At 37.6% G+C, this 22,118-nt stretch carries 21 protein-coding genes and 1 pseudogene; 4 read left to right on the top strand and 18 right to left on the bottom strand.

Going from position 1 to position 22,118, the window contains the following annotated elements:
• Positions 1–443: 443 nt before the first annotated feature.
• Complete coding sequence (locus tag FS608_RS27755) at positions 444–1,076, bottom strand: LysE family transporter (RefSeq protein WP_186328928.1); 633 nt, start codon at positions 1,074–1,076, stop codon at positions 444–446.
• Positions 1,077–1,343: 267 nt separating this feature from the next.
• Here FS608_RS27755 and FS608_RS27750 point away from each other — a divergent pair, with 267 nt between their 5' ends.
• Together FS608_RS27750 and FS608_RS27745 are read left to right on the top strand one after the other, a co-directional pair.
• Complete coding sequence (locus FS608_RS27750) at positions 1,344–1,856, top strand: DUF3231 family protein (protein ID WP_144555785.1); 513 nt, start codon at positions 1,344–1,346, stop codon at positions 1,854–1,856.
• 129 nt (positions 1,857–1,985) lie between these two features.
• Entirely contained in the window at positions 1,986–3,938 is a 1,953-nt protein-coding gene (locus FS608_RS27745) for an elongation factor G (protein WP_144555784.1), read from the top strand.
• Between the two features lie 138 nt (positions 3,939–4,076).
• Here FS608_RS27745 and FS608_RS27740 read toward each other — a convergent pair whose 3' ends face one another.
• The 8 genes and pseudogenes from FS608_RS27740 to FS608_RS27700 form a co-directional block, all read right to left on the bottom strand.
• Positions 4,077–4,907 (bottom strand): pentapeptide repeat-containing protein, encoded by an 831-nt coding sequence (locus FS608_RS27740; protein ID WP_144555783.1) that lies wholly within the window; start codon positions 4,905–4,907, stop codon positions 4,077–4,079.
• A gap of 89 nt (positions 4,908–4,996) precedes the next feature.
• Complete coding sequence (locus tag FS608_RS27735) at positions 4,997–6,202, bottom strand: MFS transporter (RefSeq protein WP_144555782.1); 1,206 nt, start codon at positions 6,200–6,202, stop codon at positions 4,997–4,999.
• Positions 6,203–6,395: 193 nt separating this feature from the next.
• A complete protein-coding gene (locus FS608_RS27730; RefSeq protein ID WP_144555781.1) occupies positions 6,396–7,127 on the bottom strand; it encodes a TerC family protein in 732 nt (243 codons plus the stop codon).
• A gap of 231 nt (positions 7,128–7,358) precedes the next feature.
• Complete coding sequence (locus FS608_RS27725; RefSeq protein ID WP_144555780.1) at positions 7,359–8,498, bottom strand: YARHG domain-containing protein; 1,140 nt, start codon at positions 8,496–8,498, stop codon at positions 7,359–7,361.
• A 72-nt stretch (positions 8,499–8,570) separates the two neighbouring features.
• The gene (locus tag FS608_RS27720; RefSeq protein ID WP_144555779.1) at positions 8,571–10,181 is read right to left on the bottom strand and encodes a zinc ribbon domain-containing protein; all 1,611 of its coding nucleotides are present in this window, start codon (positions 10,179–10,181) and stop codon (positions 8,571–8,573) included.
• Positions 10,182–10,193: 12 nt separating this feature from the next.
• Positions 10,194–10,685 carry a zinc ribbon domain-containing protein gene (locus FS608_RS27715; RefSeq protein ID WP_186328926.1) on the bottom strand — a complete coding sequence of 164 codons (492 nt, stop codon included), beginning with the start codon at positions 10,683–10,685 and terminating at the stop codon, positions 10,194–10,196.
• Between the two features lie 237 nt (positions 10,686–10,922).
• Entirely contained in the window at positions 10,923–11,420 is a 498-nt protein-coding gene (locus tag FS608_RS27710; protein WP_144555777.1) for a GNAT family N-acetyltransferase, read from the bottom strand.
• Positions 11,421–11,567: 147 nt separating this feature from the next.
• Positions 11,568–12,589, bottom strand: a pseudogene (locus FS608_RS27700) (DUF3231 family protein).
• A 195-nt stretch (positions 12,590–12,784) separates the two neighbouring features.
• Here FS608_RS27700 and FS608_RS27695 point away from each other — a divergent pair.
• Positions 12,785–13,258, top strand: coding sequence for a hypothetical protein (locus tag FS608_RS27695; protein ID WP_144555774.1), 474 nt, complete (start codon positions 12,785–12,787; stop codon positions 13,256–13,258).
• A 111-nt stretch (positions 13,259–13,369) separates the two neighbouring features.
• On the opposite strand, the gene FS608_RS27690 is transcribed toward FS608_RS27695, so the two are convergent.
• The 5 genes from FS608_RS27690 to FS608_RS27675 all read right to left on the bottom strand — a co-directional run bounded on the left by FS608_RS27690 (position 13,370) and on the right by FS608_RS27675 (position 16,828).
• Entirely contained in the window at positions 13,370–14,242 is an 873-nt protein-coding gene (locus FS608_RS27690; protein WP_144555773.1) for an AraC family transcriptional regulator, read from the bottom strand.
• A gap of 222 nt (positions 14,243–14,464) precedes the next feature.
• The gene (locus FS608_RS27685; RefSeq protein ID WP_144555790.1) at positions 14,465–15,511 is read right to left on the bottom strand and encodes a flavin-containing monooxygenase; all 1,047 of its coding nucleotides are present in this window, start codon (positions 15,509–15,511) and stop codon (positions 14,465–14,467) included.
• Between the two features lie 331 nt (positions 15,512–15,842).
• Positions 15,843–16,265, bottom strand: coding sequence for a FosM family fosfomycin resistance protein (gene fosM, locus FS608_RS27680; RefSeq protein WP_144555772.1), 423 nt, complete (start codon positions 16,263–16,265; stop codon positions 15,843–15,845).
• A gap of 6 nt (positions 16,266–16,271) precedes the next feature.
• The gene (locus FS608_RS30600; RefSeq protein ID WP_186328924.1) at positions 16,272–16,448 is read right to left on the bottom strand and encodes a hypothetical protein; all 177 of its coding nucleotides are present in this window, start codon (positions 16,446–16,448) and stop codon (positions 16,272–16,274) included.
• Positions 16,449–16,483: 35 nt separating this feature from the next.
• Positions 16,484–16,828, bottom strand: a complete 345-nt coding sequence (locus FS608_RS27675; protein ID WP_222127419.1) for an avidin-fold protein — start codon at positions 16,826–16,828, stop codon at positions 16,484–16,486.
• 198 nt (positions 16,829–17,026) lie between these two features.
• Between FS608_RS27675 and FS608_RS27670 the strand changes: the two genes are divergently transcribed.
• Positions 17,027–17,701 carry a DUF421 domain-containing protein gene (locus FS608_RS27670; RefSeq protein ID WP_144555771.1) on the top strand — a complete coding sequence of 225 codons (675 nt, stop codon included), beginning with the start codon at positions 17,027–17,029 and terminating at the stop codon, positions 17,699–17,701.
• A 56-nt stretch (positions 17,702–17,757) separates the two neighbouring features.
• Here the strand turns inward: FS608_RS27670 and FS608_RS27665 are convergent, their stop codons facing one another.
• From FS608_RS27665 to FS608_RS27650, 4 genes are all read right to left on the bottom strand, one after another.
• Positions 17,758–18,414, bottom strand: a complete 657-nt coding sequence (locus FS608_RS27665; RefSeq protein WP_144555770.1) for a potassium channel family protein — start codon at positions 18,412–18,414, stop codon at positions 17,758–17,760.
• A 36-nt stretch (positions 18,415–18,450) separates the two neighbouring features.
• Positions 18,451–19,800 (bottom strand): TrkH family potassium uptake protein, encoded by a 1,350-nt coding sequence (locus FS608_RS27660; RefSeq protein ID WP_260871843.1) that lies wholly within the window; start codon positions 19,798–19,800, stop codon positions 18,451–18,453.
• 94 nt (positions 19,801–19,894) lie between these two features.
• The gene (locus FS608_RS27655) at positions 19,895–21,472 is read right to left on the bottom strand and encodes a cation:proton antiporter domain-containing protein (RefSeq protein ID WP_144555769.1); all 1,578 of its coding nucleotides are present in this window, start codon (positions 21,470–21,472) and stop codon (positions 19,895–19,897) included.
• Between the two features lie 196 nt (positions 21,473–21,668).
• Entirely contained in the window at positions 21,669–21,965 is a 297-nt protein-coding gene (locus tag FS608_RS27650) for an antibiotic biosynthesis monooxygenase family protein (protein WP_144555768.1), read from the bottom strand.
• Positions 21,966–22,118: the final 153 nt, after the last annotated feature.

The following is a 22,118-nucleotide window of genomic DNA, read 5'->3' as shown; positions in this document are numbered from 1 at the left end:
GGCACGCCGCCAGCGTTCGTCCTGAGCCAGGATCAAACTCTCCAAGAAAGTTGATTAGCTCATTTGTTACGTTGGCTCGTGTTCTCCATATTAATAGAAGAAACACGATTAATATTGTTTGTTTGCACGATTTTGTTTGTTTAGTTTTCAAAGAACAAATTCACTTTTAAAAGAAGTGAGAAGATTATCATATCGCTTTTCTATTGATATTTCAATTTAAAATTATTTTCAATTCTAAACGAAATTTTTAATAACGAAAAGTTATTTCTTAAAAAGTGACAAAAAATAATATAACACATTCTCCTCTTTGAAGTCAATAACATTTTATATTTTTGACTGCTTCCAAAAGGGAACTTTCATATAATAACATCACTTTCCTTATACATTCAATAGAAATTTCTCCCAAATAAATCATACAAAAATTTTCTTAGAAAGATTCCCTATTACCTTAATAATGCATCTACTCCCTGATAACTAAAATATAAACCAAAGCCAACTAATGATAATCCAGAAATAATTGAAATAGCAATTAAACTTTTAACATTTAAAAGCTTTCGAAACCCTGTAGTCAATCCAGCGACAAAAAGATCCCAAAAAGTAAGGCCGAGGAAAATCATACTACTATATATTAAAAGTGACTCTGTACCATTCGTTTGGGCTGTTTTTGCCAAGACAGACCCATATATCCCTAACCAAAAAAGTATAGACAAGGGGCTTGTAATTGACATAATGAATCCTGTAAGGAAGCACTTAAGTAATGACTCCTTATGTCTGCTATAATTAAGAGTTATTGTATTTGCATTCTTAATACTATCTACTCCTGAATAAATAAGAATAAATCCACCAAATAACCAAAGAAAAATTTGTACAATGGGAATACCAAGAAATTGAACCATCCCTAAATAGACTAACAGCATAAAAATCCCATCAGCAATCATCGATCCAACTCCAACTATCCAAGCATGCCAGAAACCATTCTTAATCCCCTTATCCAATCGAGCAGAATTTACGGGGCCAATGGGTGCCGCTAATGTAAATCCCAAGATTATGTAACCTGCCAAAATACTCATACTCAAGAACAACCACTCCGCTCTCACCGATGTGTTAACTTGTACATTTTATGAAAATAGGCTAAAAACATGTCCAAAAAATGAAATCGAACCCTTTCGATGAACGTGTAAACACAAAGTGAAATGAGAAGTCTCGATTATATTGCTATTTTCTTCTAACTGAGAGAAATTACATGAAATATGGATTCGCTGGACAATATATAGAGGTGCTGTGCTTAAGGAAAGGTGGCACTTTGTATGAATAGACTTACTTATACACTGAGGAGGGCAACAATGGGTATACTAAGTGGAAATCCGAAAGAAGAGCCATTGCATTACGGTGAAGTTTTTGATATTTGGGCTTCAGAATTAGTGGGAAATAGCATGATTGCCGGATATCAAACTTTGTTAAACCATACAGGTGATGATGATTTAAAGAAATTATTAGTTGAAGCAATTGAAACCTGCCAACAACAAAAGAAACAAGTGGAAGAACTGTTAAAAGAAAATGGCGTTGGCTTACCGCCAGCTGCTCCTGAGCCTCCTGAAGCATGCTTAGAAGAAATCCCAGTTGGAGCAAGAATTCCCGATCCAGCCATTGCGGCCACTCTTGGTGCAGATTTGGCTGCTGGCTTAGTTGCATGCAGCCAGTTAATCGGTAAATCCATTAGAGAAGATGTTGCGATGATGTATGCGCAATTTCATGCTCAAAAGGTAGCACTTGGAGGAAAGGTCCTTCGTTTAAATAAAGAAAAAGGCTGGTTAATCCCACCTCCATTACACCTTAATAAACACCATGATTGTTAAAATATTATCGTTAGAAAAAACACGGCTATCTTTTGCTGTGTTTTTTCTGTTTTATAGTATCAATATAAGTAACATGGGACACCTGTTTGGTATAATAATTAGGATATAAAGAACATTTGAGGTGGCACCATGAAAAAAACGATTGGCATGTTTGCTCATGTCGATGCTGGTAAAACAACATTGGCCGAGCAACTGCTCTACCATACGAAAACAATTAGACAAAGAGGTCGTGTTGATCATCAGGATACCTTTCTTGATACACATGACATAGAAAAACAACGAGGAATTACAGTATTTGCCGATCAGGCGGTGTTTTCATACAACGAATCTACTTATTTTATGATAGATACACCTGGACATGTCGACTTTTCCCCTGAAATGGAGCGAGCAATTCAAGTGATGGATTACGCGATTGTGATTATTAGTGCGGTTGAAGGAATCCAAGGACACACAGAAACCGTTTGTAATCTCCTGCAAAAACATCATGTCCCTACATTTTTCTTTATCAACAAAGTTGATCGAGTTGGTGCTGATTCGGCTAGAGTTTTAGATGAAATTCGAAATAACTTAACCACAGATGTTGCTGATATCACTGAAACATTAATGGATGGTCAAATGGATGATGAACTGATTGAATTTATTGCTGAACGGGATGAATCCCTATTGGAAATATACATGGAATCTGGATATCAACCCCTACTTTGGTTAGAAACGATGAGGACACTAGTAAAAGAAAATCAGCTTTTCCCATGCGTTATTGGATCCGCTTTACAAGATATCGGCGTTGACAACTTTCTTAAAAAACTAGATCTTTTAACTACTACAAATTATCCTAGTGAGGACCTCTTCGCCGGTCGTGTATACAAAATTCGCTATGATGAAAAAGGAACACGGATTACGTTTATTAAGGCACTGCGTGGAACATTAAAAGTAAGAGAAGAATTAAGTTACAGTGTGGATGAGAAGATACTCCACGAAAAAATCACTCAAATTAGACTTTATAATGGAAGTAAATTTAAAACGTCCGATCAAGTATCGGCAGGAGATATTTTTGCCGTAATAGGGTTGTCGGAAGTTTCAGCTGGAGATGGTTTGGGGTCATTAGAAGAAAGAGCCGAATACGAGATGGTCTCTGCCTTAAAGTCAAAGGTTATATTCGAACCTACAATGAATGTGAAAGAAGTGTTGAGGTATTTTAAAATGTTAAATGCCGAAGACCCTGCTTTAAATGTCACCTGGGAGGAACGCACCCAGGAGATCCACATTCATGTCATGGGGGTCATTCAACTTGAAGTTCTAAAACATATAATCAAGGAACGGTTTTCTTTTGATGTCTCATTTGCAGATCCGGAAATCTTATATAAAGAAACAATTGATGCAACGGTTATCGGTTATGGTCATTTTGAGCCGCTCGGTCATTATGCCGAAGTCCATCTTAAATTAGAGCCGAGTGGGAGAAATACTGGAATTTCTTTCGAAAGTGTGTGTCATACCGATGATTTACCTGTTGGGACACAGAACATTATTAAAAATCACCTATTTGAAAGAGAGCATCATGGATTACTAACTGGGTCTCCCATTACCGACTTGAAGATAACCTTGGTAACTGGACGAGCCCATGTTAAACATACGTCTGGAGGAGATTTTAGGGAAGCTGCTTTTCGTGCACTGCGGCAAGGTCTTGAAAAAGCAACGAACATCCTGTTAGAACCTTTCTATGATTTTAAAATGCGATTTAATTTAGAGCATATGGGAAGAGTTCTAACTGACATTCAAAATGCGCATGGCAGCTTTAACCCTCCAATGACAGTAGGTAACAAAACCATTTTAACTGGGAAAGTTCCAGTTGCTACCTTTATGAATTATGGCCCTGAGTTTGCTTCGATTACGCAAGGAAAAGGAACACTAAATCTCGTTGTTGGGGGTTATTACCCTTGCCATAATCCGAAAGCAGTTATGGAAAGAATCAAGTATAATAAGGATGCTGATCCAGATTATAATTCATCCTCCATTTTTTGCTCTAAAGGACAGGGTTATTCCGTGCCGTGGGATGAAGTGGAAAGTGAAATGCATTGTTTGTAGGGTTGACTTGAATTTTAGAACAGGCTATTGACGACCGGCTCTTCTCATTTTTGATAGGTTCGGTCGTCTATACCCCCTATTGACGACCGTCCCCTCTATTTTTTCATAGTTTCGGTCGTCAATCCTTATCCATTTAAGTCAATCTAAATCTTCTATCCAATGATCGGGTCTTCTTAATGTAGCTGGTAATCTAGTAGTACGATCGCCCTTTGCTGAATTGATTTGCGCTTGCGTCAAAAATAAACTTTCTGTTAGATTTGCTCCACGTAAATCAGCATCTCTCAGGTCTGCGCCAATTAGATCGGCCACTCGTAAGTCAGCTTTCCTAAGATCCGCTGCAAGTAGCAATGCCCCTCTTAAATTGGTTCCTCTTAGGTCTGCCCCTTTTAAATTTGCACCTATGAAGTCTCGCTTTTTTATATGCTTCTTGGTCGAAATCTTTGAACGTACAAGTTCACTCGTACGGAGAAGTAAATCATTTACCATCGCTCTATGAGCAGGAACATTTAACTCTAGAATAGATTGAGGACATAGAGTAGTAAGCTTTTCCGTTTCTTCTATAGAAGACTTCAATTCATTAATAATAGGCTGCGCCTCTTCTAAGCTTAGCGCTTCATATAAGTAACAAAGCATCTCGTGAAGTTGCTGCATAATCGGAAATACTTCAAACATTTCTTTTGCTATAGATGGATCACTAAGCCAGTCGTTTCCATTATAAGTAACTTGCGAAACTTTTTGACCTGCTCCAAAACACTCATAACCTACGCAGCCTCTAAAACCTTCCTTTCTAAGATTTTTATGTATCCCACAACGAAAATCGGATTGCAAATTTAGACAAGGAGTACCAGCTTCTTTATCCATTGCAAAGTCAGCTGACTTCGCATAAGGCAAAGCCACACAGCACAATCCAAAACAATTTATACAATCCGCACGTAAACTATCATTAATTTTTATTAGTTGACTAGACAATTAATCCCCTCCCACTACACTTCTAATTTACCACAAAAAACCCTCTTATCCGAAAAATAAGATAAGCGGGTTTTGCACAACAAATTTGTTTACGTTAAAGCTTTTCGTTTAAGCGCACGACTGCTTAGATTTTTTCCATTCCAATAAGCCATTCCACATGCAATTAATAATAGAATACCTGTTACGATAAAGACACTTTGAACAGGGAAAATCCCTCCAATGAAACCGCCAATAATCGGACCAATCATCCCGCCAATTTGGTTAGCAGTTTGGTTCAAACTAAAGGCCCGGCCGCGGAAATCCTCAGGTGTTGATTTTACAACAAGTCCATTCAAAGCTGGGAAGACGGCACAGAAAAATATACCAAACACAAAGCGAATCAACGAAAATCCCCAAATTTGACTGAAAAGTATTTGAGTAATTGTTCCGATTCCACCGCCCAGTAATCCAATAAATAAAACTCGTTGAAAGCCTACTTTGTCTGCCCACTTCCCCCAAAAAGGAGCAAACAGCGCACTAGCTATTCCGGGCAATGAGAACACCACTCCCGCTAATAATGAGGCATTTTCGGAAGACCCTCCCAATTTTACGATATATAAAGGGAGTACCGGCTCGATGGTCATGATGGAACAGCTAGTAACCACCGTGAGAATGAGAACGAGAAAGAATGGACGATTCGTCAAGGCCAATTTAAAATCATTTCTTACAGAACCACGAACCTTACTTGGCGTGAAATTTTCCTCTACTACCCAAAAAATAATGAGGAGAGTGGCAAGGAACACAATCATCCCTGCACTGGCAAATGCCCACCGATTTCCCACCAAATGTGAAATTCCTCCGCCTAGCAAGGGACCAAGGATACTACCTGAAGCGGAAGCTGACGAAATAAGGGAAAGTGCATAGCCCACCTTGTTACCAGGTGTATTAGTACCAATCAAAGCAATTGCACCTGGGATGAATCCACTCAGTAATCCCTGCAAGATTCGTAGAATTAATATCTGATAAGGATTGGTGACAAAGGCCATTAACGTATAGATGGCAAAAAGGACAAACCCAGCCCGAATAATCATTGGTTTCCGCCCATATTTATCAGCCATCCTGCCCCAAAACGGTGAGGCGATTGCCCCTGAAAAGAAGGCTGCACTAAATAACAATCCTGACCACAGTTCCGTATGTTCATGTACCCCAATTTGCAAAAGGAAAATTGGCAAAAAAGGAATGACCATGGAAAAGCTTGCTGCTGTAAAAAAGACACCGATCCAAAGCACCCACAAATTACGTTTCCAGTTCAACATGCTGCTCCATCTCCCATGGCTTAATTGTATTTTTATCCATTTGTTAATATCGTCTATAATAACATACTAGGCAATTATTTTCATTTCCGAAATATTCGTTATTAGAAATTCCACAAAAAAAATCCTTGTAGATTCTGCCTGCAAAAATAAAAAACCATCCAAATGAAATGGATGGTTACTGATACGGTATCTATTACAGCGTTTTTTCATTCCCAGAATTTTTCCTTACAAAATGAACAAGGAATGTTCCTGAGAACACAGCAATTAAGATCGAAAAGAAGACAAATTCATCTAATTGGTACCCAAATGCAGAGATAATCATTTTAATAGCAATAATGGCTATTAAAATAAAGGCCGTGATTTCAACTTCAGGAACTTTTTCAATTAATACCAAGAAGAGTTGGGCTACCCCTCGCATCATCAAGATCCCAATCACACCGCCAATAAATAGGACCCACTCTTGGTTTGAGACCCCAAATGCTGCAATTACACTATCAAGACTAAAAGCAATGTCCATTAGTTCTACGGTTAAAACCGTTCGCCAAAATCCGAATTTTTTACTTTGTACTTCATCTTCGCCGTCATTATTCTTGATGAAGTTTTGAACCACAATCCAAAGTAAATAGTGACCACAGACAATTTTTATCCAGCCAATATTAATTAATGTAATTCCTAACCCAATCGCTAAGATTCGAAAAAGGTATGCACCCAAAATTCCATAGAATAACGCTTTTTTTCGCTGGTGTTTAGGTAAGTTCTTCACTAATATAGCTAAAACGAGGGCGTTATCGGCAGAAAGCAAACCTTCTAGAATAACTAGTGTCCCTATCACGCCCCAACTCGTTGGGTTCATAAATACGTTCTTTAGGGCTTCTAGTGAAAAAAATGTACTATAGCTACTGATTATTTCATGTAGAAACTCCATTTTTTCTCCCTCTCTATTGCTCTATTTTATTATCATTGACCTAATTGAAGTCCAGTGTCGGACCGTAGTGCTTGTCCCATCACTTGGATATGTTTATCCCCTCATTTAAATGTATGTAACGTTTGAAAATAAATGCACCAAAAACATTCTTCCCTCACCCGGTAACTATAATAAGCCGAGAATAGCCTATCCTTACTTCAAATTGGCTATTCTCAGCTTATTCTTAGGCGTTTATTGGAAATCCTTTTCTCGATCTTGTATCAACTTCACATTGTATTTCTCAATAGAATTCAACAAACTGCTGTTATAATTAGGATTAGGAAAGTACCATGATTTTTTTGAAAAATAAATCCTTAGATCATCCGACTCAAAAATATAACCATGCCGGGCATAGATTTCATTTCTTGCTAAGCGGAGTTGCTTTGGGGTAAGCAGTTCAAGTTCACTCATGGTTAATCTGACATAATCACTTTCAGGAAAGATATATTCACTTGAGAAATCACTGGGCGGATTATTGTTTGATACACCAAAAACACTCGTATGCATGACAAGCATTAGATTATCCTTATTGGTTCCTCCTAGAACCGGAATAGAGTACCCACATGACCCTGAGTAGTTTATCAAGTCTGATTGTGGCAAAGTAATAGGATATTCACCCACGCAATTATTTCCTACAGAGATAAGCCATTCCGCATCTAATTCCTTTGATAACGTTTGGGCAATGTCATATACCTCTTTAGCCCATATTTTTAGAGGCAGCAAGTTCCTGTCATCAAAAAGACCAAAAATACTGGCTAACTCTCGAGACGGAATCTCTGATGCCGATAGGGCGACACCTTCATCTTGACGGCTCACCGTCCACTCTCCAACCGAAATTTCTCTGCCAGAGGTGAAGATTCGTAAGTTATTTAACATAGCAGTGTAATAGTTTATGATCGATTGTTCACTAGTACCGACTACTTCTTGTTTGATCTCGGTACCTCCTTCTTCATCCGTTGATTGACCTTTATCCTCCTGATTAGTTGCCGCATTTTCCTTATTGTTAGGAGCAGATTTGGATTCCTTCTTTTCTTTAATTGTATCTGCTTGAGATGCCTTTTGAGTGTGATCCTTTAGGCTATTCATCATGAAGTAGGCCGCAATGACAACTATAACGATCCCTAACAAAGAAAATATTACAATTTTAAAACCTTTTTTATTGTTTCTACGTGCGGAAGGAATCCCAGACTCTGATTGGAAAGGTGCCTCCTCAGCCTCAATAACGGGAGTTTGATTTTCCGCCAGTTTCTCCCCGCAACCTGTACAAAATAGTTCTGATCTATTTATTTTTTTACCGCAATTGGTACAGAATCCACCCACTAATGAAATCACTCCTTTAACAAAGAAATCCTACTAAAATATCCCCTGCCTGCCTAAGCAGACAAGGGAATCAATCTAAGTAAATTAGGCATGCTTTTTCGATTTATGAATGAAAGTCCCAAGAAAGGCAAATACAAATGAAAAGAATAGACTTTTAATGAATGTTCCAATTGGCCCAAAGCCAAGTTGAAGCGACAACTCAAGCGTATCTTCTGAGTTCTCACTCCCTCCACTGAGCCCAAAACCTATATCAGTGAATGCAGCAAGTAATGACATGATGACAGCATAAACCACACTAAAGATAACCAGATTTTTTATTACATTTGGCTTTCTTGAGATCCTAAAACCCGCCCAAATAAATAAGGCAACTGGGATAAGCATCGCAAGCTTTAAATAAAGACCCACATCCGTCCCGACCAAGATATGTTCAAATAAAGCAGGGTTCCCATCGGATTCAACACCTGAAAAAATCCCAAAAGACAAAGATTCCTCCGAACCCGATTCAGATTGTGTAAACTTAATTGGAGTGAAGTGAAGTAAATTCCAAAAATAACTGCCAAATTGAACAGAAAGGGTTGCAATGAGCATAAAACTTTTGTCGATTAGCTCCTCAAATGGTGTCTCGAAAAAGAACCCTCCAGCCTCTTTTATTTCTGCTATTTTACTAGAAAGGTAAGCAAAGATAATTACGGAGAAAAGTAGTATACCCCGAAATGGAATGACAATCGCTTGATGAATCGCTTCCCCTGAAGGAATCCATTCCGATAGGAGCCTCGTTGCCCTCCGAAAGGTTACAGCAAATAAACTTCCCAAGCCACTGAAAAAGAAACCAAAAAGCAAAGTCATTATGAAGGTTTTAAAAAAGGAATAGTTGGTGCTAATATCTAAACTCATATCAAAATTCTTCTGATCCGTATTGAAATCATATGAATACCCAGCAAATAGAGAAAAGATTGTCATAAATATTGAATAGATGACAGCAATGCCGATTGCATTAATCACATGGTCTTCTAGTTTTGAACTATTTCTTCGCCTTGAGGCAATCATACCAGCTACAAATAATCCGATGAATGGAATCAGAAGATAAATGATAAACCCATTCTTTGCCTCCGCTTCCACCGTCGCATGTTCCTCGTCACCGCTAATTTCTCCATCTAAACTAACAGCAATGACAGGATTTTGGAGGTTAGATGCCATCACAATATCAGATATACCATACATTTTATTGAGCTTGGGAAGATCCCCATCCCGTTCAAATGCAATTTCGTCGATTAATCCGGCTAGATCCATTTCGTCTAAACTATCGCCCACCAAACTATTAAAAATCTTTTCAGATGTTTTCATAACAGAAAAAGATAATCCAAAAACGATTAGGATGGCAATCAGGGCTGGCAACAAGGCATTTCTTACATATGTAAACTTGAATCCCGGCATTTTTTGGGGTAGAACTGCTGCCATATTGGTCAATTCCTTTGGCGAGGCAAAACTTTTCTCATGACTGTACTGCAGGTTGCTCGACCCACATTCCGTACAATAGTTATAACCCTTTGTTGTATTGCCGCCGCATTCGGAACAAAAGGAACCTTTCTGCTCCTTCAATCGAAATTTTACAGGCGCCCGTTTTAACAAGGTTCCGTCATTGATGCAATAGTTGGCCGTTGAAAGATTCTCGGTCCCGCAATTTTTACAAAACATCTGACAGCCCCCTTACACAGCCAGACGGCTTCCGCAACAAGCGCAGAAACTAGCTTGTGATGGGACCTGTTCTTCACAAGTGGCACACACGATGGTTTCCATGGACTCAATACCACTTGCCAGCTGTTCTTGTCGTTGACCACATGATCCACAAAATTTATCATTCGCAGTAATTTGACTGCCACAATTGGAGCAGCCCCACGCATGTTCTTTTTTATTTAATTGCTCTAATGCCTTTTGGGCTTGAAAAATACGTTGATCAAGTTCAGCAATCTTCAAAAAGAATTGTCCCAGTTCTGGATTTTCTAATTTTCCTGTCCGAATTTTTTGATAAGCTACTTCTCCGAGGTGAAGTAACAATGCGGCACGTTTTTCAGCATGTTCCTGGATAAGTTTTTTAAATTGGCTAACTTCCTGAACGGTTTGTAGTTTCTGCTTTCCCTGCTGCAGCGAATCCTGAAGTAGATTCAATCCGCCGCCAAGTTTCGTTTGCAAATCACTCACCAACAAATCCCCCCTAAATTCTATAAATGCATGTAAAAATCAATTTAAAAACGGAAAAACGATAGCCATAAAAAAATAAGATAGGTCTTACTCCTTATCTCCTTAGATTTTATTTAGGAGGACGTAGTATTATGTCATCAATTTTGGGTACGTCTATTAGTACTTAGATTCTTCAAGTAATAAAAAAACGATTGGAGAGTATACCTCCGAATCGTTTTTTTGGGCTATATTTTCGATTTAGTTGAATGAATTTATCTTTTTACACATGTTATACCAACTGACTCCCCCATGTTTGGAAGCAGACTCACCGCAGTTCCGGTAGCCTAACTTTTCATAGAATTGGATTAAATCCTGTTTACAAGTAAGCGTAACCGTTTCTCGGTGGTTTGTTCTTGCTTCTTTTTCAAGATGGGATAGTAAGGCAGCAGCTACGCCATGTCTCTGAAAATGAGGAGACACCGCTAATCCTAAAATACTTTGATGACCGCCCTTCGCTGGATTGCTCTTGGTCATACTAAATAAATCATCAGTGATATACACAGTATCAATCACGGGACCATTGACTAATCCTGCGATTTTTCCATCCACTTCGGCAACAAAGAAACTATCGGGAATCAGTTCAATTCTCTTTTCGAATGCATGTTTCGTTGCTGCCTCTTCTTTTGAAAAACAAAGATTTTCAATGACCACCAGCTGTTTCAAATCTTCCATTTTTACGTTTCGTATCTTAATCATATTATCAATCCTCCAACTATCTAATTATATTCATAATTTCGTAGATAGCAAAAAGGAATGCATGATAAAAAGAGTGACCGGATAGCCACTCTTCTATGGCTGATTATTTATTTCATCGGCATTCTGGTTTACGAAATTTTATTAATCTTAGCCATCCCTGCCTTCCCTTTTTCCTTCGGCTAATTTTCTTCGGTCGCTTGCTTTTGGAGGTTCCTCTAACCAGCTATTGTCAATCATAAGATTCGCTCCATCTTCTGCATACCTTAATAGTTCACTCGTTAAAGCCACATATTTTTCTCCAAGGTCCCTTCTTGATGTAACCTTAACGCTGCTCCGTAAAAAGCTATGGCAACTTGTGTCGAGAGCTGGATTTGATACATCATCCATTTATCAGAAAATGGTGCTGTGGTTGAGCTAGTTACATGTGATTGCCATGAAATCGGTGAATTCAGCTTTTCTTCACGAAAGATCTTCTCAAATGCAGCAATATGTTTAGTAGAAATCTCCATGCCCCTATTAATATATTTACGGACCTTATCTGAACCAGCTACCTGGCTAAAACCAAGCTTTAATGCGACATGCAGGTGCATCTTGTCCATATTAAAAGTTATATCACCAATTTCCAATGATGTTAATGGACGACGTTCCCCAAACCATCCTGTTAAAAAGCTTTGATGCTTAACAAAATCCACCTCTTCTGCTGGAGTAATAATTGGCGGCCGCGAGTAAATACCCTTGGTCAACATCGTATCAATTGTTTTTTCAAAAAGCATCATCGTTTCGGTATTACAGTTTATGTTATATTTGCGAAGATCGGCACGAATCGATGTACTGACAGCAAGTGCGTATCCTGTCAACCCTTGTAAAATCATTATGTATATATAATAAAGATAAAATGGATCTTGAAACAATCGTGGGGCATGGATGTTTACATCCTCATCGCTAAACCCCTTTGGGATTGGAAATTTTTCTTCATTAAAAAAACTTGTCACATGTCTCACATGTCCTTCGGCAATTTCAAGTGATTGATGATATATGTCACGAATATCTTGATCTTTTATATGTTCTAAAGCGTATTTTAAGAAGCAAATTGACATTGTATCAAACATATATTGTGTCCAGAGACTCGAAATTTCTGGAGCAGTTAATCGAATCGAGGTAGGTTCCATCTCACTCTTCCTTTACATTATTTGTATGTAATTTTCCTATTTATTTACAAAATTATTCTAATCTAATATTGATCCCAAAAATAGAGGTTTAGGATGTACTCCTTCACACATTTTAATAAATTTGCCGCTATGTCCTTTACAAAGCTAGTCTTATTTACATACATTAGAATAATTCATCAGTTTGGAGTGAAAAAAATGTCCTCGAACTTAATTTTAAATGTAAGAACAGCTTTAGTATATACGGTACAAGCCATTCGTTATGCGGATAATGCCTTAATTCTCTTCCTCGAAATGTCCGATTTTCCTCTACCGCCTAACCCAATTAAAATCCAATACTATCAAGATGTCATTGACCATCTGACAGAGGTGTATCTTGCCATGAAAGGATTGCCTTTTGATACGTATTTTCCGAGTGATCCCATCATTACCGTTGCCCCTGTTGTTGCCCAAGTTCAAGATAACCAACACCTTATTAATCTCTCCGACAATCGGATATCATTAGCGTTGGATAAAACGGAGGATACGATTAACTTCATTGATCAGGCACTTTTATTAAGCGTTGACGATGAAAGAATCAATGGACAGCTGTACTTCATAAAGCTTGGTTTAGAAGAAGCACGGGACGCTTTGGTTTCGGGACTAAATGAACCTGATTTTGTTGTAGCTTAAGAGCCGATAGAAATTACGGCTCTTTTTCCTGATTTAAATGGGTGCAATTCCTATCAATAAAAAGAAGAAGAGCTACTGAAATAGCTCTCCTGAAGAAACATCATACGATTCTCACTTCTTCAAAACTGGGATCCAGATTTCACTTTTAAAATTTGGTGAGGTTACATCTTTGTTTTCGTTCCAAAGGATTTCTGGGCCTTCTATTTGGTCATAATGTGCTGAGGGGAACCATTCCGAATAAATGCGTCCCCAAACATTTTGCAGTGTATCAGGAAAAGGACCAACTGCTTCGAATACTGCCCATGTCGATGCCTCTACTTTAAGAAATGTAAACTGTTCAGGACATGCTTTTGTTGTTGCAACTCCAATATAGTGATCTAACTCACCTGTTTCCTCCATCCTGCTCTCAGAAAAGTTTGTGGATGCACTGATCAATCCAAAGGGCTTCACATTTGATAGGTTTTTTAATTCTGTTATCATTTCCCCATTTAAACATTGCCACATCAAAGCAATTTCAGGATTTACTCCGTTAAAAATGATTGGAACTCTTTTTTTAATGCCAACAATGTGAAATGCCTCTTTTTCTTCTATTCTATAATTCATCTCGCTGCCTCCTTTAATTGATAATTGGAAGGACATCTGTGGATAGGCTTTCAGTGAATGACCATTAATTCTCGCTTCTGAAGGCGTGATCCCATGCAAATGTTGAAAGGCTCTTGTAAAAGAGTCAGGGGAGTTGTATCCATACTCTAATGCGATATCAATCACCTTTTTGTTAAGATCTCTAAGCTCAAAAGCTGCTAGAGTAAGTCTTCTTCGGCGGATATACTCTGACAACGAGATGCCTGCTAGGAACGAAAACATTCTTTTAAAATGATATTCAGAGCAATAAGCTCGCCTTGCAACTTCTGTATAGTCAATTTCTTTGGTAAGATGTTCTTCAATATATTTAATGGCATTGTTCAAATTACTTAGCAAATCCAATTCGATGACCTCCTTATTCATACGATAGCAGGAGTTGAATCCATTTATCCAACATTTCGTGCACACTTATGCAGGGTAGATACAGTGATAATCCCTTTTAACAAAATAATCTAACGTTATTTAGTAACTCCAAATTTCAATAATGTCTCAACAAAGTCCTCAATGTCTCCAACAAGTACCCCACCGTGCCCTTTTTGCCTAATCTTGATCGCAAAAAAAATACTAGCGCGTGGAAATATGTTGATACAAAAATTCAGCATCATCTCCCACTCCTAAAAGGAGAGCAGATCCTCTGGTGTGCTGCCACGGTAAACCAAGAAAATACAATCCTTCGATTTCAGTTACCCCTCTATTGTGCTTCACTAGCCCTCGATGATCTATAAGAGACGGAAAATCTATCCATGAGTAATTCGGGTTAAAGCCTGTTGCCCAAATGATATTCTCCACTTTTAAGACAGACTGATCCTCGAAATAAATCTCATCATGCTCGATTGATTTGGTTCTGCCTCTAAGCATGACACTATTATTCTTTAGTTTCTCTTTCAGCTCATATCCGAAGATTGGATCCCCCTGATTTTGAAGTTTCTTCCCAATATACGATTGGCCATTTGCTTTTAATATTCCGATTTTTTCAAAATACCAAAAGACACTTCTCCCAGCAACGGTTAGGGGAAGAAAACGCAGTCGTTGCCCAACTGATAAGTATGTTTCATTATGTTCAGATAATTCCACAGCTATTTGTGCGCCTGAATTGCCTCCTCCGACAACTAAGACGGCACCATCGTTAAGTTGACTACGGTTTTTATATTGAGAAGAATGGAGTTGGACGACATGGGTTGGCAGTTCTTTTGCAAATGATGGTAGATTAGGAGTGTGGAATGGACCGGTTGCAACAACTATATTCCTAGTTTCTATAATAGAATCATTCGTAGTAATCGAAAAAAGTTGGTTTTCCTTTTGTACCTTTTGAACGTGACAATGGCTCTGAATAGGCAAATCAAAGGTACGAGCGTAAATTTCTAGGTAATCAGCGATTTCATCCTTGGTTGGGAATCCTGATGGATCACCACTTAATGCCAGCCCAGGTAAGGAGCTATAGGCTCGTGGTGTAAATAAGACCAGCGAATCATACCTCTTCCGCCAAACATCGCCTACTGCTGCATTAATATCTAATATTATAAAAGATAACGAGGATTGCTTGAGGTAATACCCCATAGATAAACCAGCCTGTCCCCCGCCAATCACAACTATATCATATATCAATCGAATCCCTCCTTTAAGTAACAAATCTCAGTGTAACTGATTTCAGATGCGGCCTCATTTTCATAATTTAATTGACCAATGTTTCACAATCTTTTATGAAGGACAAAAATCTTCACAAATAAAATTTGTCTTTCATAAGCGGTATGAAAGACAAAAGTCGCTGCGGAAGCAATTGAATGGTCTTTATAAGTTCCGCTTTTATTCTTTTATTTCAATTACAAACTTTTTATGGTAAATTACCCTTTCCCAGTTCGTTCCAGGTGCATATGATAATATTTCTGCAGTTGTTCATCGACAATGATTAGATGTAATTCCTGGGGCTGGCAGAAAAAAATCACTAACTGTAAAACTCCATATGCGGTTTTTCTTTTTTATAATAGTCCATTCGATCTTGTAAAGTACCTGTATGAAACTCAAACTTATGACCATCTGGATCCGTAAAATAGATGGACTTATGATCTTTTTCATCTCTTGGACGTCCTGATAAAATAGTAATATTCAAATCTGTTAGTTTTTGGTACATACGATCATACACTGTGTCATCAATAGAAAAAGCTATATGTGTGTAGGATTGATGTATTTCATTTCGGGGAATATCTTTCTCTTCATTAAGAGCAAGCCATATTCCATTGAAATCAAAATAAGCGGTGCTTCTACCCTTTACCAGCAGTTTTGCTTCAAAAACATTTTGGTAAAAATCAATTGATTTCTCCAGATCCGAAACGGAAAATAAAAAATGATTGAGACCTTTAATGGACACTAATTTTCACCTCGAAATGTCAGGCTTCAATTTTGGTTTTATAAATAATTGGTCAATAATTGCCAATACAATGACAATTGATATCCCAACAATTATATTTAGCCATTGAATAGCCATTAAGATACCAAGGCCAACTGACCCATACAAACGTATTGATTCGATTAACTTTCTATGCTTTTCCATACGATCATCCTCCTTACTATATTTACTATTATTGATTAATTAATGACCTCTTCAATAACTGATTCTCCTTCAGTTTGCTCAGCATCTGTCCATTTCCATTTCTCATGTAATCTAATTCTTCCATCTGGGAGAGTTTCTGGAATCGAGTAACACTGCCCGCCTCTTATTTCATTTTTTGTGTTTACATGGTTATATCTAAACTGCAAATGGCCATTTTCCATAACAATTCCAATCAGCGTTCCCTTTACAATCTCCCCACCACGATATATTGCGGAAAGTATGTTTCCCTCTTGTTTGTATTCAAAAAATGTACTTGAAGAAACTTCTCCATTTGATGTATTTTCAACAGACGAAAATTTCCTTCCATTGTAATTGATCACCATTTTATCCTCCTTAATTGTTTTAATATTCACATATTTTACCATATAATTTACACCTTTTAGTAGCTATAAATATTAGGAACCTATTAATTCTTCCAATTTTAAGGACAACTAATAAGGTACACTTTAGAATAATCGGCTTGCTAAAAGAACATACTATCAAAAACAGTTTATTGGATTATATTGGGAGAAAAAGTAATGTCAGAATCTGTTGAAATTATCATTCGAACGTTTATTTCATTTATTATTTTATGGATATTTGTCCTGATTCTTGGTAAACAAACGATTGCCCACAAGACTTATCACCTATATATAGCTTCCATTACCATGGGAACAATCGCAGGAAATCTAGCCTTTAATTTAGGCATTAAAATCCTTTATTTTATTATCTCGTTCCTCCTAATGGGAACAGTTGTTTTTATTCTAAACTTAGTGGCCGTACGAAATCCACGCTTAAGAAAATGGATTGCTGGAGAACCTGCTACCTTAATACAAAATGGAGAAATTCTCGTAGAATCAATGGAACGAATGCGGTATTCACTAGATTCTCTAAAACAGGCATTACGAGGCAAAGATATTTTCAACATTGAAGAAGTAGAATGCGCCATTTTAGAAATAAACGGCTCACTTTCTGTCTTAAAAAAACCCCAATACCTAACAACCACTAAGGAGGATTTAAAGCAATTTCTTCCGGTTGAGTTGATCTATGATGGTAAAATCATTTACAATAACTTGTCCCAAAACGTCTACGATGAAAAATGGTTAATGGAGGAGCTGAAGAAAAAAAACCTTACTGTTAATGATATTTCCTATGCTGTGGTAGGGACAAAAGGGAACTTGTTTATAGATTTGAAAGAAAATCTAAGGGAATAGCTCCGATTTTAAAAAGACATCCTACATTGGATGTCTTTTCGATTAAAAATGAGAGGCTAGTTAATGGTCGCAAACTCATTAAGATCATTACGGTGTCCAATGACTACTAACTTATCCCCTTCTTGAATAAGATGTTCAGGAAAGGGTGAAATGATTAAATTTTCATTACTTAGAATGGCAATGACATTCACATTATATTGCGCTCGTAAATCCAGATCACGTAAACTTTTTCCTGTCATACTTTTGTGAACCAATACCTCTTCAATATTGTATTCATTTGACAGTTCTATATAGTTCAACACATTGGGGGCTAGAAGTTGATGGGCCACACGTTCGCCCATATCTCTTTCAGGATGTACGACCCAATCTGCTCCTACTTTTGTTAATACTTGTCCATGGCGTTTATTCAGAGCTTTTGCAATCACCTGTTTTACGCCCATTTCTTTTAAAATTAATACAGTTAAAATACTTGCCTGCATATCATTACCAATCGCCACGATTACATAATCAAAATTACGAATCCCAACCGTTTTAAGTGACTCCTCATCAGTTGAATCCAGGACAACTGCATGAGTAACCAATAATTTACCGTCTTCTACTCTTTCTTCATTGATATCAATTCCCATTACTTCTTGATCTGCCTCAATTAGCTTAGAAGCAATACTTGTACCAAATCTCCCTAACCCAATAACAGCAAAAGTTTGCTTGACCATTAGAACTATACACTCCTTCATTTAAAAAATGAAATTCTATCCGATTAAGATTTTTTCTTCTGCATATCTCACCTTGGCATCTTTTCGGGTATTTAAAAGTGCAAAAGCCATCGTTAAAGGTCCAAGCCTTCCAATGAACATCATGATCGAGATCAAGACCCTACCGAACGACGAGAGATCGGGTGTGAAATTAGCGGACAAACCTACTGTTCCAAAGGCAGAAATGGTTTCGAAAAGAAGTTTGCTCATCTCGGCTTTTTCCGTGAAGGTCAATAAGAAGAAAATGAGGAAGATAAAAAACATTCCCGCCACAACAATTGATAATGATTTATTAACCAGTTCCCAAGAAATTCTTCGTTTAAAAATATTCACTTCATCCCGATTGGTGACCACCGCCCAAAAAGCTAAAGTAATAATGGCAAAGGTTGTTACCTTTATCCCCCCGCCAGTAGACCCTGAGGACGCACCGATAAACATCAGTGCCATCATGAAAACTAGGGATGATAGATTCATTGCTCCAATATCAATCGTATTAAAACCTGCCGTCCGTGTGACGACGCCTTGAAAGTAGGATGCCCAAAGCTTTTCATCAAATGGCAGATTCCCAATCGTTGCAGAATTTTTATATTCTGATAATAAAATGATTAATGTCCCTATGATGTTAAGTATTAGTGTCATAAGGAGGGCAACCTTCGAATGGAGGGATAGTTTGCGTAAGGATCTTTTATGAAAGAGATCAAGAATAACCGTAAAACCAATTCCACCCGTGATGAAAAGGAAGGTAATCATGATATTAATTGTCGGATCACCTACCCATTTACTTAGGTTCTCAGATTCAAGGCCAAACCCAGCATTATTAAACGCTGAAATGGAATGGAATATACCATAGTAAATGGCTTTCCGGAGCGGCATGTCAAAGGACCAACGAATTGCTAAAGTGACTGCACCAATTAGTTCCACAATAAAGGTAATAAAGATGATCCTTTTTACAAGGTTGACTACTCCTGAAAGAGAAAATACATTTAATGAATCCTGCAGTAATAAGCGTTCTTTTAGACCGATTTTTTTGCCTAGGATAATAAATAACAAGATACCTGTGGTCATAAAACCCCAACCGCCAATTTGAATCAAACAGAGCAGAACAATTTCACCAAATAAAGTAAAGGTTGTCCCCGTATCTACTACAGCTAGACCTGTAACACAAACAGCTGAGGTCGCCTCAAATAAAGCATCGATGAAGCTAAGTCCGCGCCCCTCTTCATAGGTTGCTATCGGTAACATAAAAAGAAAAGTCCCCAATAGAATTAGACCTCCGAAACCTATCACAAGGATTTGAGCAGGATGCAAACGAACTAAATTCCCTTTTCTTTTTATCAATTTCACAATGTTGACTCTCCCTCTTTGAAAAAATGAACGAGACAATGGAACTTGTTTTTATGTTTACCCTAGAGTCTAAGATTATGAATTCTCCTATAAAATTTTAATGTGTATCCTCTAATTTTACGATCTTTTCATTAATATGCTTGTGTTCGTACTCTGCAACCTCATTGGAGATTATATCTTCTTTCATCAATTTTTCAATCGCCTCGTATTGTGCAAATAAGGCATGTTTTCGTAAAATCGATTGTTGTTTTTCTTTTAGACTCGGGTACTTCACAAAAAGTTGCTCCATTTCGCTCTTTAAAACAGCTAGTTCTTGTTCGTATTCTGTGAACACTTCATGTGCTGCTGTTTCAGTAATGAACAAATTTTTTCTAATAGAATGTATTTCGTTTATCGCTGTTTCAAATTTATGTCCTCTTGCAATCAGTTCTTCATATTCCTTAAACCCTTCTGCTTTTTTATTAAGTCCTAAAACGGATAATAACCACTTGATAGAAAGACCTTGAAATACTAATGAGAACAATACCACACTAAATGCAATAATTAAGATTTCTTCCCTACCAGTAAAATCATGAGGAAGACTTAAAACAAGTGCAATCGATAATGAACCTTTTAAACCTCCCCAATTGATCACGTGTTTCCAGGGAGTTGGAAAGTTTTTAGTAAACAACAGGCTGGAATAGACCGCAATGCTTCTGGCAATAAGCACAACCAAAATGGTAAGAAAAACCAAACCCCATTTGTCCGCTAAGTTAATCTTGGTAATTTCCAATCCAACCATCAGGAAAACGATTGAATTTGCTAGAAGTGCTGTAACTTCCCAAAAATTATTAATATTTAGCTTCGTCGTCGGGCTCATTCCAATTTTTGCTCCATAATTCCCAAAAATCAGGGCTGCTACAACAACGGCGATGACACCTGAGGCATGAACCGCTTCAGCCAGTAAGAATGAACCGTAAAAAAGAATCACACTAAAGATGATTTCCAATGGGTAATCGTCAAAGTAACTGGTTAATTTAGAAAACCCATAGCCCAGTCCACCACCAATAATGAGCCCAAGTGAAATGACCTTAATAAATTCCCATAATCCATATCCGACCCCAACTACTCCCAGGTCAAGGTATGTAAGTAAATAAAAGGCGGATATTTTAAAAAGAACCACCGCCAGTCCATCATTAAATAAACTTTCTCCTTCAATAACAGTAGCGAGCCTTTTGTTCACCCCTACACTTTTAAAAATGGAAATAACGCTGACAGGATCCGTCGCACTCATTAAAGCAGCAAACACAAACGCGGTTGGAATCGAGAAACCTAAAAGCCATATAGTCGAAAAACCAACAATGAGAAAGGATAAAAGAGTGGCTCCAAACGCAAGTGCTAAAATAGGTCCTTTATTTTCTTTTAAATGGGAAAAAGGCAGTTTCAAAGCCGCTTCGCCTAATAAGGCAGGCAAGAAGAGTGTAATGATAATAAAGTTAAAAACTTCACCTTCTGTAATAAAATCCTTTAACGGCTCTAAGGCAGGAATGTTTACCAGACCGATAATCGTCCCTACAATTACTAACGCAATTGGGTAAGGCTGCTTTAATTTTTTGGAGATGGCAGTAATTCCTGCTGCGATCATGACTAATGTAAGTCCGAGTTCGAAAATATGGTGCATATCTAGTTCATCCACTTTTTATAACCCCCTTTATTTATTAATAATAACCATTAAGCCTAACAATCATTAATTTTTCGATTCTACGAATACGTAAACCAGAGTCATTGCTTCATGCAATTCATCTTTGTTGAATCCCTGAAAAATAGTAAAAAAAAAGGAATTGCTTAGCAACTCCTTAGTTTAACTCTTGTTTCTTTTTTTTATATAACGTCTACAAAAGTGGGATATTCTCAAAATGTTCTACAGTTGGAAATGGGTCATAGAAATGATGCAACAGCTTCTTCCATTCTTGATATTCGTTTGATTGCCTAAAACCAACTGTATGATCTTCTAAAGATTCCCACTTTACCAATAATAAATATTTCCCTTTAACCTCAAGACAACGCTGTAATTCGTGAGATATGTAACCTTTCATTGATGCAATAATTTCTGAGGCATGACGAAACGCCTCTTCATATTCCTCTTCCATCCCTGGCCTAACCATAAGTATAGCCGCTTCCAATATCATGTAATTCTCTCCTTTAAATGATATAACTAATATTTTAAGATAAGTAAGTGAAAATTCACGAATATTTCACTTTTTATAGACTTAGCTTGTATTTTTCATCACACCTAATCTTCTCTGCCGGATATACAATCAAACTGAAGACATCCGAGTGAA

It is taken from the genome of Bacillus sp. X1(2014) (assembly GCF_007678255.1).
Note: the sequence above shows the minus strand (reverse complement) of the source record. Positions and strands in the feature narration are given on the sequence as shown.